This window comes from Corynebacterium sp. HMSC061H03, assembly GCF_001838215.1.
Lineage (GTDB): Bacteria > Actinomycetota > Actinomycetes > Mycobacteriales > Mycobacteriaceae > Corynebacterium > Corynebacterium jeikeium_D.
Map to the genome: position 1 here is coordinate 94,502 of NZ_KV836050.1, position 13,458 is coordinate 107,959.

General features: G+C 56.8%; 10 protein-coding genes. 8 read left to right on the plus strand and 2 right to left on the minus strand.

From position 1 onward, the window contains the following. Window positions 1–15: 15 nt before the first annotated feature. A complete protein-coding gene (gene truB, locus HMPREF2787_RS01920; RefSeq protein ID WP_070858223.1) occupies window positions 16–1,002 on the minus strand; it encodes a tRNA pseudouridine(55) synthase TruB in 987 nt (328 codons plus the stop codon). A 64-nt stretch (window positions 1,003–1,066) separates the two neighbouring features. On the opposite strand from truB, the gene HMPREF2787_RS01925 reads away from it, so the two are divergent. The 7 genes from HMPREF2787_RS01925 to galK all read left to right on the plus strand — a co-directional run bounded on the left by HMPREF2787_RS01925 (window position 1,067) and on the right by galK (window position 11,020). Further along, window positions 1,067–2,062 (plus strand): bifunctional riboflavin kinase/FAD synthetase, encoded by a 996-nt coding sequence (locus HMPREF2787_RS01925; RefSeq protein WP_070858224.1) that lies wholly within the window; start codon window positions 1,067–1,069, stop codon window positions 2,060–2,062. A 141-nt stretch (window positions 2,063–2,203) separates the two neighbouring features. Then, window positions 2,204–2,473, plus strand: a complete 270-nt coding sequence (gene rpsO, locus HMPREF2787_RS01930) for a 30S ribosomal protein S15 (RefSeq protein ID WP_016422594.1) — start codon at window positions 2,204–2,206, stop codon at window positions 2,471–2,473. A gap of 505 nt (window positions 2,474–2,978) precedes the next feature. Further along, complete coding sequence (locus tag HMPREF2787_RS01935; RefSeq protein WP_070858225.1) at window positions 2,979–5,246, plus strand: polyribonucleotide nucleotidyltransferase; 2,268 nt, start codon at window positions 2,979–2,981, stop codon at window positions 5,244–5,246. Between the two features lie 157 nt (window positions 5,247–5,403). After that, entirely contained in the window at window positions 5,404–6,360 is a 957-nt protein-coding gene (locus tag HMPREF2787_RS01940; RefSeq protein WP_070858226.1) for an aldose 1-epimerase family protein, read from the plus strand. Window positions 6,361–6,639: 279 nt separating this feature from the next. After that, window positions 6,640–8,301, plus strand: coding sequence for a sodium:solute symporter family protein (locus tag HMPREF2787_RS01945; RefSeq protein ID WP_210401184.1), 1,662 nt, complete (start codon window positions 6,640–6,642; stop codon window positions 8,299–8,301). Window positions 8,302–8,317: 16 nt separating this feature from the next. Then, complete coding sequence (locus HMPREF2787_RS01950) at window positions 8,318–8,599, plus strand: cell wall anchor protein (protein WP_070858228.1); 282 nt, start codon at window positions 8,318–8,320, stop codon at window positions 8,597–8,599. Window positions 8,600–8,608: 9 nt separating this feature from the next. After that, window positions 8,609–11,020: a galactokinase gene (galK, locus tag HMPREF2787_RS11405; protein WP_083326623.1), complete on the plus strand. Its 2,412-nt coding sequence runs from the start codon at window positions 8,609–8,611 to the stop codon at window positions 11,018–11,020. A gap of 28 nt (window positions 11,021–11,048) precedes the next feature. Here the strand turns inward: galK and HMPREF2787_RS01960 are convergent, their stop codons facing one another. Then, window positions 11,049–12,437, minus strand: coding sequence for an MDR family MFS transporter (locus tag HMPREF2787_RS01960; RefSeq protein ID WP_246824148.1), 1,389 nt, complete (start codon window positions 12,435–12,437; stop codon window positions 11,049–11,051). Window positions 12,438–12,701: 264 nt separating this feature from the next. Between HMPREF2787_RS01960 and dapB the strand changes: the two genes are divergently transcribed. Continuing rightward, window positions 12,702–13,454, plus strand: coding sequence for a 4-hydroxy-tetrahydrodipicolinate reductase (gene dapB, locus HMPREF2787_RS01965; RefSeq protein WP_048733537.1), 753 nt, complete (start codon window positions 12,702–12,704; stop codon window positions 13,452–13,454). The last annotated feature ends 4 nt before the right edge of the window (window positions 13,455–13,458 follow it).

Genomic DNA, 13,458 nt, shown 5'->3' on the forward strand with positions numbered 1-13,458 from the left:
AGCCTTGAGAAGTAGTTACAGCGTGGCCGGGCGTACCACGAAGACCGTCTTGGCCCGTTTGCCAGATTCTGTGAGCAGCGCCGGAACCTTTCCCGTTGGAGACACCGCCGCATAGACTCCAGGTATTCCGATTGGCTCCAGCCACTTGCCCTGAGCCAAATCAGCCGCCTGCTGTTCAGTAATTTCGCGGGTATCAAAGCAACGCTGGCAGGCCTCGTCCAGACTCATCGGCAGCAGGGAAGCGGCGCGCTCCGGGACTGGGCGTCGCATCTCCGCAATTTCTGGATTGGCGGTGTCGAACTGCTCGGCTTTCGCTGCGAGCTCGTCGATAGTCAATGCTTCTTCAATAGTGAAAACGCCGGCGGTAGTACGTCGCAGAGCGGTGAGATGACCACCGACACCCAGTGCATCCCCCAAGTCACGAGCTAAGGCGCGGATGAAAGTGCCAGCAGAGCAGTCGACCTCCACGTCTATATCGATGCACTCCCCGGGACGGGAAGGATCGGAGTCGTGGCGGATGTCCAGAACCTCATAGCGGGTGATTGTCACCGGGCGCGCTGGGATATCGACCTTCTCGCCACGGCGGATGCGCTCGTAGGCGCGGACACCGTCAATCTTCACTGCGGATACCGCCGCAGGTTTTTGCATGATCGTGCCGGTGAACTTCGCAATTTCCTCTCGAACCATTTCATCGGTCACCGATGCCGCTGACGATTCGGAGAGCAACTCGCCTTCGGCGTCGTCGGTAAGCGTGGCGGCGCCGAGCCGAATCGTCGCTTGGTAGGACTTCGTGTCAGCGTGGACATGCGGTAGGAAACGTGTACCGCGGCCGATGCCGAGGACGAGCACACCGGTGGCCATTGGGTCGAGGGTGCCGGAGTGGCCAACCTTCTTAGTGCGGAAGATTCGACGGAGTTTGCCCACTACATCGTGGCTTGTCCAGCCCTGGGGCTTGTCCACGATGACAATGCCGGAGTCTGCAATCGGATCGAAGTCGGTCATAGACGCAATCCTATGTTGCGCTATATGCGGTGTGTTAAACGGTGACCAGTTACACTAGCTCTCTGTGGAGATTTGGTATGGCTTGGACAATGCACCCGAAGACCTGGGGGACACGGTCGTAACCATCGGAGTGTTCGATGGTATTCATCTAGGACATAAGCGCCTGATAGCTGCTGCGGTCAGTGACGCTCGTGCTCGTGGCGTGAAGTCGCTACTGATGACTTTCGACCCCAACCCCGTAGCGCTGTTTGCCCCGGATAAGGTGCCGCCGGCGCTGTCCACCGTGTCCCGTCGTGCCGAGCTGGCAGAGGCGGAGGGAGTCGATGCCATGCTCGTCGTGCCTTTCGACAAGAACTTCTCTAGCATCCCCGCCGAAGACTTTGTCCGCACCGTTATCCGCGACAAGCTGAATGCGCAGGCCGTCTTCGTTGGCCAGAACTTCACCTATGGGCAGAAGGCCGCAGGTACTGCCGAGACTATGCCGGAGCACGGCCGTAAGTGTGGGGTCGACGTCACCATCGTCGACCTCCTCGATGTCACTGCCGCGGACTCGACTGAACGCGTTTCGTCGACACGTATTCGCGGTCTGCTTGCCGACGGCGCGGTGTCCGCAGCCGCCTCGTGCCTCGGATACTTCTACCGTGTAGATGGTGATGTTATTCCAGGTCAGGGGCGTGGGGGAGCACAGCTCGGTTTTCCGACCGCCAATATTGACTTCGCTGAGGGCCTGGCCATCCCGGCTGATGGTGTCTACGCGGCATGGTTCACGGCTCAGCCGACGGCAGCCCGCCCGGAGCCGGATCCGAAGGGCGATATCGAGTTTGGAGTGCGTTACCCGGCAGCCGTGTCGGTGGGCACTAACGTGACTTTTGGAGACACTGATCGAACGGTTGAGGCCTACGTGATTGACCGTCATGCGGACCTCTACGGCACAGCCGGGCAGGTTGAGTTTGTCGACCGGATTCGCGGAATGGAGAAGTTCGACTCGGTCGAGGAGCTCATTGACCGGATGAACCAGGACGTCGCAGACACCGAGGCCATTTTGGCTAAAACTGATTAGCTGTTAAAGTAAAACGTCGGCTGTAACTGCGGTCCACAAGCAGTTGCGAGGAACCAGCTGCCAGACGCTGTTTGGTTCCGGGAAAGCCGAGAATGTGGACTGAAAAAACGACCATAATTTGATTCAAGGAGTTAGATTTACATGGCTTTGAACACTGCAGAAAAGGCTGAGATTCTCAAGGAGTTCGGCCTGCACGAGACCGACACCGGTTCCCCGGAGGCTCAGGTTGCACTGCTGACCGCACGTATTCGTCAGCTGACCGAGCACCTGAAGTTCCACAAGCACGATCACCACTCTCGTCGTGGTCTGCTGCTGCTGGTCGGTCGTCGCAAGGGCCTGCTGCAGTACCTGCAGGACAACGACGTTGAGCGCTACCGTAAGCTGATCGAGCGCCTGGGTCTGCGCCGCTAAGGTTTCCCTTGAGGTCCTGTTTGTCAGAGCTTCATTGGTGTAAGTTGCTCTGTTAATTCAAGGCTTTCAAGCTTTTAGACCCGCCGTTTGGGTTTCCATTGAATGGAAGCTCACGGCGGGTCTTTTTGGTCACTTGTCGTTGTGGTATTCACTCATCGATGCGCTGTAGCGTGGCCACAAGTGAATACCTCATCGACATGTGGAGGGGGCTGATCGACAGCGTGCGCATAAGTGCCGGGGCACCATCGATAAGACACGGTAATTCGTCGACAAGACACGGTAATCCATCGATGAGTGAAGAGAAGTCATCGATAAGTGCCCCCGCTCCGCAAACTCCTAGAACCCCGCGTAGGTGCAAGAACCCAGATGGCAGTGAGAGATCTCCGATCCGTCCAATACGAGAACTTTCTGCGTTAGCTGGTAGAATGCGTGACGCAAACGAAGTTCATTCGATCTTTTACAGGCGACATCGATGATCGCCGCTATTTCTAGGAGTAAGAAACCTATGGCCAACAGCAAGGCTGTTGAATTTTTCTTTGATGAGGATTTCGGTATTACCGAGGCCGTTGCCACCATCGACAATGGTGATTTCGGCACCCGCACCATTCGCTTTGAAACGGGTCAGCTGGCTCGTCAGGCCGATGGTTCGGTGACCACCTACCTGGACGAGGAGACCATGCTCCTGTCCACCGTCACCGCTTCCAACCAGCCCCGCGAGGGCTTTGACTTCTTCCCGCTGACCGTCGACGTTGAAGAGCGTATGTACGCTGCGGGCAAGATTCCGGGTTCGTTCTTCCGCCGTGAGGGCCGCCCGTCCACCGACGCCATCCTGGCATGTCGTCTGATTGACCGTCCGCTGCGCCCGACCTTCGTCAAGGGCCTGCGCAACGAGGTACAGGTTGTCGTCACCGTCATGTCCTGGGATCCGAAGGATCGCTACGACGTCGTCGCAATCAACGGCGCGTCAGCTGCAACTCAGCTTTCCGGGCTGCCGGTTTCCGGCGCTGTCGGTGGCGTCCGCATCGCGCTTGTTGCTGATGACAAGCACCCGGAGGGTGCATGGGTCGCTTTCCCGACCGAGGAGCAGCACGAGCAGGCTCTGTTCGAGATGGTCGTCGCTGGCCGCATCGTCACCCGCAAGCGTCGTGGTAAGAACGTCGAAGATGTCGCCATCATGATGGTGGAGGCCGGAGCGGGGGAGACCGTCGTCAAGCGTATTGCTGACGGTGCACCGGCCCCGACCGAGGACATCGTCGCCGCTGGCCTCGAGGCCGCAAAGCCGCACATCAAGGTTCTGTGTGAGGCACAGAAGGGGTTGGCTGAGCGCGCAGCGAAGGAAACGCAGGAGTTCCCGCTGTTCCCGGCATACAGCGATGAGATTTTTGATGCAGTCGAGAAGAAGTCTGCTAAGAAGCTGGCCAAGCTGCTCACCATCCCGGGTAAGCAGGAACGCGATGACGCCACCAACGAGTACATGGAGGACGTCGAGGGGCAGCTGCTGGAGCGCTTCGTCTCCGACGAGGTCGACGAGCAGGCTGCATCTAAGCAGATTCGCGCTGCATACAACGCAGTGATGAAGCAGATTGTCCGTGAGAAGATTCTGGCTGAGGGCTTCCGCATCGATGGTCGCGGCGTCACGGACATTCGTGACCTGGGCGTTGAGGTTGGCCTGATTCCGCGTGCCCACGGCTCTTCGCTGTTTGAGCGCGGCGAGACTCAGATTCTGGGTGTCACCACTTTGGACATGCTGAAGATGGAACAGCAGATTGACTCGCTGACTCCGGTTACCTCCAAGCGCTACATCCACCACTACAACTTCCCGCCGTACTCCACCGGCGAGACCGGTCGTGTTGGCTCTCCGAAGCGCCGCGAGATTGGTCACGGAGCACTGGCTGAGCGCGCTCTGCTGCCGGTCGTGCCGTCCCGCGAGGAGTTCCCGTACACCATTCGCCAGGTCTCCGAGGCTCTTGGATCCAATGGTTCGACCTCCATGGGCTCGGTCTGTGCTTCGACTCTGTCGCTGTACAACGCCGGTGTGCCACTGAAGGCCCCGGTTGCCGGTATCGCCATGGGGCTAGTTTCCGGCGAGGTTGACGGTGAGAACCGCTTTGTCGCACTGACCGATATCCTCGGTGCCGAGGACGCATTCGGTGACATGGACTTCAAGGTCGCTGGTACTGCGGACTTCATTACCGCACTGCAGTTGGACACCAAGCTCGACGGTATTCCGTCGAAGGTTCTGGCCGATGCCCTGTCCCAGGCTCGTGATGCACGTCTGGCCATCCTGTCCACTATGGCTGAGGTCATCGAGTCTCCGGACGAGATGAGCGGTCTCGCTCCGAAGATCACCACCGTTAAGGTTCCGGCTTCGAAGATCGGTGAGCTCATCGGCCCGAAGGGCAAGACCATCAACGGCATTACCGAGGAAACCGGTGCTGATATCTCTATCGAGGACGACGGCACCGTATTCGTGTCGGCTGCTTCCGGTAAGGCCGCGGACGCTGCAATCGAGCAGATTAATGCGATTGCTAACCCGCAGCTGCCGAAGGTCGGCGAGCGCTACCTGGGCACTGTTGTGAAGACTGTCGCTTTCGGCGCTTTCGTCTCCCTGACCCCGGGCCGTGACGGTCTGATTCACATCTCCAAGCTCGGTGGCGACAAGCGCATCGAGAAGGTCGAGGATGTCATCAACGTCGGTGACAAGATTCAGGTCGAAATCGCTGATATCGACAACCGCGGCAAGATCTCGCTGGTTCCGGTCGAAGACAACTAACGCTTGGCGGCGGAGGTTGTACTGTATGTAGCCTCCGACAACGCGATTAGCGAAGGCGCGGTTAGGTCACAAATTGACCTAACCGCGCTTTTGTTTTGGGTTAATCTCGGGTTTCGAAGGGATTAATTTTCGAACCCACGTGAAAGGTGATTTGCGCATGCAACTTATCGCGCACGATCATGAATTCATCGACATTGCCGCCGGTGACTATGTCGCAAGTATTTCCCAGTTCGGTGGTGGCCCGAGATCACTGGAGTACTGTGGCCTGCCACTGCTGACTGATTATCCCAAAGGATTCAATCCACCGTTGTCCGCAGGTACGCTGCTGGCTCCGTGGCCGAACAGGGTCGCTGACGGAGTGTTTATCTTCGATGGGGAAGTCCACCGGCTAGACATATCGGAGCCGTCGCGGGCGAATGCTATTCACGGGTTTGTTGCAGATCGCGTCTGGTCTGTGGTCGACGCTGATGAAAGTAGCGTCACCTTGCATGTGGAAGTTGAGCCGCAGCCGGGCTGGCCTTGGGAACTCGGTATGACCGTGCGCTGGCAGGTCACGGCTGCAGATGGCCTATCGGCAGAGTTCACAGTGCATAATCGCAGCGATAGGGAGTGCCCATTTGGTCTGGGCTGGCATCCCTATTTAAACGCGTTGGGCGCTGATTTCGGCAGTTGCACAATGCGGTTGCCCGTTGATAAAAACTTGCCACTGGAGCCAATTCGAAACTTGCCCGCCGGCCCAGCGGTGCCAGCGGAGACAGTGGTTCCTAGCCTTCGAGAGGGGGTATCGCTGGATGGACTGTGGCTGGACCACTGCTTCTTTGCTGCAGAGGAAACAGTGGAGAGTGACTCACCGCGCCGTCGTGAAGCGCATTTGGTTGGACCAAATGGCCAGGGTGCTGTGCTCTGGGCCGATGATGAATTCCGGTTCTTCCAGGTCTATGTTGCCGACGCTGGACGACGAGAAGGATTTCCTGGGCACGGGAATGCGATTGCGGTGGAACCAATGACATGTCCGCCGGATGCGCTACGCTCCGGTACCGGTTTGCTGCGGCTTGAGGCTGGAGGGACAACAACTCTTGCCATGGGGCTGCGCGCGGCGACGGGCGGAAAATAGTTCTCCCAGCGCAGAAGAGTGCAGCCCCCTCAATCGGGTTAAAAATTTCTTAATTAATTCACCTGGAATTAAGAATCGAAAATACACTTGGGGACGAATGTAAAAGAATAGGTCTTCCTTTTGTTCTGGGGAGTGGCAATCTGGCTCAACACTTCGCGGTAGGTCTAGCCACTTTCACTGCCTTTGTTGGGTGTGCACCAGCCAGGTGCCAAGAAACGGGAATCCCAATTCGTGCATTTCTGGAATACGTTTAAGCTCCCTAACTGTGAGGAGACCGTCGTGATAGTGGCACAATCAGCCCTACGTCTCGAGGCATCATGGGTGGATTACTCTATCGTTGCCCTATACTTCCTATTCGTCCTCGGCATTGGCTGGGCTGCACGAGCCAAAGTGTCCAGCTCCATTGACTTCTTCCTCTCTGGGCGCTCACTGCCGGCTTGGGTGACAGGGTTGGCGTTCGTCTCAGCCAACCTAGGCGCAGTGGAAATCGTCGGTATGTCCGCAAATGGTGTGGAATACGGTTTCCAGACCATGCACTATTTCTGGATTGGTGCGGTTCCCGCCATGGTGTTCCTGGGCATTGTCATGATGCCCTTCTACTATGGCTCCAAGGTTCGCTCAGTACCAGAATTCATGCTGCGTCGTTTTGGTCCCGGAGCGCACCTTGTCAACGCGATTTCATTCGCCGTCGCGCAGCTGCTCATCGCGGGTATCAACCTTTTGCTGCTGGCCAAAGTGGTCAATGCGCTACTTGGCTGGCCACTGTGGCTGACATTGGTTGTCGCTGCAGTCATTGTGCTGTCCTACATCACGTTGGGCGGACTGTCCGCAGCGATTTACAACGAGGTACTTCAGTTCTTTGTGATTGTCGCAGCTCTATTGCCATTGACCCTGATCGGTCTGCACAGCGTCGGCGGATGGTCGGGGCTGAAGGAAAAAGTTGCCACTGAATCGCACTTCCACACCTGGCCGGGCACGGATATTTCTGGTTTTGAAAACCCGGTAGTTTCAGTCATCGGATTGGTATTCGGTTTGGGATTCGTGCTGTCCTTTGGCTATTGGACAACTAACTTCGTGGAGGTTCAGCGATCCATGGCAGCCGATTCACTGTCGGCCGCACGCAAGACTCCAATTATCGGCGCGTTTCCAAAGATGTTCATTCCGTTCATCGTGGTGCTGCCAGGCATGATCGCCGGCGCGACCGTCGCACCCATCATGGATCAGACCGCCAAGCCTAACGACGCAATTCTGTACCTAATGAGAGATTTGCTTCCCAACGGACTGCTGGGCATCGCTATCGCAGGGCTACTAGCAGCCTTTATGGCAGGCATGGCAGCGAATATCTCCGCGTTCAACACAGTCTTTAGCTATGACATTTGGCAGACCTACGTCGTCAAAAATCGAGCAGACGATTACTACCTCAAGGTTGGTCGTATCGCCACCATTGGCGCGACCGGCATCGCAGTGTTCACCGCACTGATTGCCGATAATTTCGGCAACGTCATGGACTACCTGCAGACGCTATTCGGTTTCTTCAACGCACCGTTGTTCGCCACCTTCCTTATCGGTATGTTCTGGAAGCGCATGACGCCGACAGCAGGTTGGACGTCTCTGCTTGCAGGAACGGGCGCTGCGATTTTGTACTGGTACATCTCCGAGTTCACGTCGGCAAGCGCAACCATCTTTGAGCTGCCGGGGCAGGGCACTGCGTTCGCTGCCGCCTCCGTGGCATTCGTCGTCGATATTGTGGTGGCCGTGGTCGTTTCTCTCATGACAACGCCGAAACCCGATGAGGAGCTGGTGGGCTTCGTCAAGTCCGTCACCCCGAAGGCTCACTTCACAGACGCTGCTGAGGCAGAGCTGCCATTGTTACAGCGAACTGTTCCGCTGGGTATCTTGTGCCTGGTGATAGCCGTAGTCCTCAACATCGTTTTCGCATAGGAGCTAGTGAGAGATCATGTCACGGACACACAACAATTCAACTGTAAACGCGACGGTCAGCACCGGTAAAAGGAAGGCAGGTGCCTTTGACATCCGCAACGTCATTGGGGCGCTGCTTGGTGTCTACGGCATCATTTTGCTGCTGTCGTGGCTGTTTCTTGACCCTGGGGTCAACCCGGAGACCAATGTTGCTAAAGAGCCGATGTATAACCTGTACAGCGGAATAGCCCTACTCCTCTTTGCAATCGTTTTCTATGCCTGGGCAAAATTGCGCCCAACGGTTGTCGAAGAATCATAAGGAGGAAAAATGACAACCGACGACCAGCATTCTCACGCTTTTTCGGTAACGCGCACTACGCTTGCCGACGGTCGCGAGCTAATCTACTTCGACGATGAACCGGACTATGTCTCGGGCAAAAAGACCCGAAAGTTAACCGACGAACGTGATTTGCCACAGGCGATTACGGAGTCTGAGCTGCGCCAAGATCCGCTGACGGGTGATTGGTATTGCTACGCGGCGCACCGCATGAACCGCACCTTTATGCCTCCTGCTGGTGAGAACCCACTGGCCCCGACGCTGCCGGGACAACTTCCCACAGAGGTGCCTGCCAGCGACTACGACGTGGTGGTTTTTGAAAACCGCTTCCCATCGCTTTCCATGCACATGGAAGTTCCGGATGATTTTGCCCAGACTGTCGACGGCGCCGAGATTTTCCCACGGAAGCCGGCCTTGGCCCGGTGTGAGGTTGTCTGCTTTACCCCGAATGTTTCGGACTCCTTCCGGGATCTGACTTTCACTCGTGCTCGCACCGTTATTGAAGCGTGGGCGCACCGCACTGCGGAACTCAGCAAGCTCGAAGGTGTGCGGTTGGTATTCCCCTTTGAAAATAGGGGCAAGGAAATTGGGGTAACGCTGCAGCATCCTCATGGGCAGATATACTCGTACCCATATCTGCCGCCACGTGCGGCAGCCATTGTCGCCCGCGCGAAAGCCCACTTCGAAACCACCGGTCGTGACCTCTTTGAAGATGTACTGGAGGCCGAGAAGGCTTCCGGTCGACGAATCATCGCAGAAGGGGAGTACTTCACCGCATTTGTCCCAGCTGCAGCTAAGTGGCCAGTCGAAGTCATGATTATGGCTAACCGCGCTGTCGGTGATTTTCAGGAGCTGACCGATGCGGAGAAGGACGAACTGACAGCAATGTATCTTGACCTGCTGCGACGTATTGACCGATTCTTCCCTGGCATTGACAAGACGCCGTACATCGCAGCATGGAACCAAGCACCGGTCGGTGAGGATCACCAGTTTGGGCGCCTCCACTTGCAGCTCTATTCTATGATGCGCTCTGCAGGACGCATGAAGTTCCTTGCGGGTTCAGAGTCCGGGCAAGGAGCCTGGATTTCGGATACGACCCCAGAGGCAATCGCTGACCGTTTCCGGGAAATTGGGCAGACTCGCTGGCTGCCCACTCGCCCCCATAAGCAGGCCGTATCTGATGTAACTGAGCAATTCCGCCACAGTTTCGGTTCTGAACCACAGGGGGTCTTTCGTGCCCCAGGCAGGGTCAATTTAATTGGCGAACATGTCGATTACGCTGGGGGTATCTGTCTGCCATTCGCGTTGGCACAGAATACTTTCGCCGCGGTGAGCGCTCAGACTGACAGCGGTTCGTGGACAGTGCGAGTTGTTTCAGACTTGATGGACAAGGACGACGCCGCAGACGGTGACAAGCCGGTAGCTATCGCAATGTCCGATGTCGGTCCGAACTCTCCTGCAAATTGGACAGGATACGCAGTCGGCACTATCTGGGCTATGTGTGAGGCAGGGCTGTTGCCTGCAGATTGTCCAAGCCTTGACATTGCGATTTCCTCCGATGTTCCGGTCGGCTCCGGGCTGTCCAGCTCCGCCGCTCTGGAGTGTTCTGTCGGCGTTGCAGCCTTTGAGGTCGTCCACGGGCGTGCACCAAACGATGAAGAGCAGCAGGGAATCGTTGAGGCGGCTATCCGCGCTGAAAATGAGGTAGTGGGTGCCTCTACCGGCGGTCTGGATCAGCGTATTTCCATCAAGGGCAAGGAAAATCACGCGCTGGCCATTGATTTTGCGAAGAATTCTGACCAGCTTGTACAGGCCGCCTTCGCTGACGAGGGGCTAGAAGTTCTGGTGATCAACACCAACGTTCGACATAGTCTCTCGGCTGGTCAGTATGCGACGCGTCGCGGAGTCATCGATGCCGTGTTAGCTGGTCTCGGGGTATCTGATTTCCGCGGTCTGGATGATGCAGTTGGTGCTGCTATCAATTGGGCGAAAGAGAACGTCCCAGCTGAGGCAGATAGGGAACAGTGGGTTGATACCGTGGCGCGCCGAGTGCGTCACGTTGTTACCGAAATTGACCGGACGGCACAGGCGATTGAAACGCTTTCCGAGGGGGACTTCGAGGCCTTCGGCACTTTGATGGTGGCAAGCCATCTTTCGCTGAGGGATGACTACGAAGTTTCGTGTCCAGAGCTGGATATTGCTGTGGACGTAGCGCTTGAGCAGGGCGCGCTTGGTGCCCGAATGACTGGCGGTGGCTTTGGTGGCAGTGCCATTGCGCTGCTGCCACACGACCGTGTCGGTGCTGCAGCGAATGCAGTTGCGGCGGCCTTCCGTAACCGAGGAATGCCGGAACCGGAGTTTTTTGTTGGAAATCCGGGGCCGGGAGCAAGCCGCCTAGTTTAGGCGGTATTACTCCCGGTCTCGGGGGCGGCTACTGCAACCCGATCTTCTTCCGCTGCGGCTTAAGCAGCGTGGTCAGGAAGACTAGCACCACGGCAAATCCTGCGGCGGTAAACATGGCAATGCTATAGCCACGAATAATGCTGTCAGCTGCAGGAGCTGCCGCACCAGTGTCGGACAGGCCAGCGGCAATAACAGCTGACAGTGCCACAAACAGTGCAGTACCGACAGCTCCGGCGACCTGCTGTAGCGTGTTCATGATTGCCGAGCCATCCGGGTAGAGGCGCTTGGGAAGATCACCAAGACCGAAGGTGAACAGCGGAGTAAACAGCAGTCCCAGGCCAATCTCAAGGACGATGTGGCAGGCGACGATCCACCACAGCGGAGTCGATGCCGAGATGAATCCGAGCCCGAAAAGACCGAGGGCAAGGACAATGGAGCCGGGAATTGCCAGTGGGCGCGGACCATAGCTGTCAAAGAGCCGGCCGACAGCCGGTCCCATCAGGCCCATAACCAGTGGACCAGGCATCACAATCAAACCAATAGTCTTGACGTCCACACCCCGCAGGTTGAGGTAGAGCGGCAAAATGATGATCACGCCGAACATCAGCATGAAGCCAATGGTCAGAATGATTGTGGATAGCCTAAAGCTCTTTGTGCGGAAGGTTCGAAGATCCAGCAGAGCTCGGTTGTGAGGTGCCAAACGGCGCTGGCGCATGATGAAGATCACCAACAACACGATGCCGACTGCGCACAGGATTCCGTCGATAAGCGAAAATTCTGCGCCTACGCGGCTCAGCGCGTACACCAGCGGACCGAACGCGCCGGCGCTGAGGAACACCGAGGGGATATCAATTGGCTTCGAGGAGTTTTCCTCAATATTGGGAACGAGAATCACACCCACTACCAGAACAATTAGGCCGAGCGGCAGCATTGTGTCGAAGAGCGCATGCCAATTGTTGTTTGCAATCTCCAGAATTAGACCGGAGACAGTTGGGCCGATAGCAGGTGCGACGGCGATAACTACGCTCATGCGTCCCATCATGCGACCACGCTCATGTTCCGGTACCACATTGAGCACTGTCGTCATCAGTAGTGGTAGCAGCACTGCGGTGCCGGACGCTTGAACAACGCGTGCGAGCAGAACAATCGCGAAGTTTGGCGCAAAGGCGCCGATGAGAGTGCCCACGACGAATAGCCCTTGACTGACCGCGAAAAGAATACGGAACGGCACTGCGGAAATGAGAAATCCGGTAACCGGAATGACAACTGCCATGGTCAGTAGGAACGACGTTGTCAGCCATCCGGCAGTTGCTGCGCTGATGTTAAGGTCCGCCTTGACGACGGGAATTGCGACGCTCATGACCGTCTCGTTCAAGATAGCCATGAATGCCGCTGCTAGTAGCACGTAAATGGCCATGTAAGCGTTTTTCGGCGCTTTGGCCTGTGCTACTTCCGAAATTCGGCTCAATTCGGAATCCTCGGATTCAGAAACCAAGAGAAGTCTCTTTCTATATATCGGTACAGAAACAGGTAATTATCGAAGATATTGAATCTTAGCGCAAGAAAAATCCCGTCGTAAGCCGGCAAAACGGCAAAGCTGACGGGGGCATTGGCACACAAGTTGCCCAACACATTCTAAGGTAAGGGAGAAAGATAAACCCGTTGGGAAAGGACAAGAGCTGTGAGCAATATCAAGGTCGGCGTGCTTGGCGCCAAGGGCAAGGTAGGGTCCACCATCTGCGAGGCAGTTGAAGCCGCCGACGATTTGGAGCTGGCAGCGGGTCTCGACTCTGGCGATGACCTGAATGAACTTGTCACCGCTGGTGTACAGACCATTGTTGACTTTACTCAGCCCGACGCTGTGATGGGCAATCTTGAGTTCTGTATTAAGAATGGCATCAACGCCGTCGTGGGTACCACGGGCTTTACCAAGGAGCGCCTCGATCAGGTGCAGCGCTGGCTTGACGACGCCGACGGCGATGCCAATGTCCTTATTGCACCGAACTTCGCAATCTCCGCGGTGCTGACCATGAAGATGGCAGAGCTAGCCGCTCCGTACTTCGATTCCGCTGAAGTTATCGAAATGCACCACCCTTTTAAGAAGGATGCCCCCTCGGGCACCGCTATCCACACTGCCGAGGCTATTGCTCGTGCTCGCAAGGAAGCCGGCATGGGGGAGCAGCCGGACGCCACTGAGCAAACTCTGGATGGTGCTCGCGGTGCTGAGGTCGAGGGCATTCCGGTGCACGCAATCCGTATGACCGGTTCGGTGGCTCACGAGACCGTTATCTTCGGTGCAGAAGGGCAGTCGCTCACCATCAAGCAGGACTCCTACTCGCGCACCAGCTTCGTACCAGGCGTTCTGCTGGGTGTGCGCAAGATTGAGGATTTTCCGGGCCTGACTGTGGGGCTGGAGCCGTTCCTGGGGCTTTAATGGC